Raw genomic sequence first — 294 nt, 5'->3', positions numbered from 1 at the left:
GTTCCCGTAGTTGCGCAGGCCCACGAACTCGGGGGCGCCGAGGCCCACCCATTCGGTGAGGCTCAGGTAGATGGCCGCGCCGATCGGCACGATCATGAACAGCACGTACAGGATGTAGAAGGGGGCGATGAAGGCGTAGGGGGCGACGCCTCCGCGCAGGGAGCGGGAGCGCCGTGCGGGGGCGCGGTGCCCGGTGGGGGCGCCGGCCGGGCGCGCCGCCGGGGTGCGGGGTGCAGCGGTCGTGGTCATGGCGGTCAGCCCTTCGCCTGGCCGAGGAAGTCCTCGGTCGCGTCG

The 294-nt window shown here is 73.5% G+C and carries 1 pseudogene; it reads right to left on the bottom strand.

The features are described 5' to 3' along the window. A pseudogene (locus MJ643_RS30600) lies at window positions 1–249 on the bottom strand (hypothetical protein); the annotation flags it as partial. Window positions 250–294: the final 45 nt, after the last annotated feature.

Origin of the sequence: Pseudomonas sp. PNPG3 (assembly GCF_023093815.1) — a bacterium.
Lineage (GTDB): Bacteria > Pseudomonadota > Gammaproteobacteria > Pseudomonadales > Pseudomonadaceae > Aquipseudomonas > Aquipseudomonas asiatica.
This window is presented reverse-complemented; position numbering and strand designations above follow the sequence as displayed.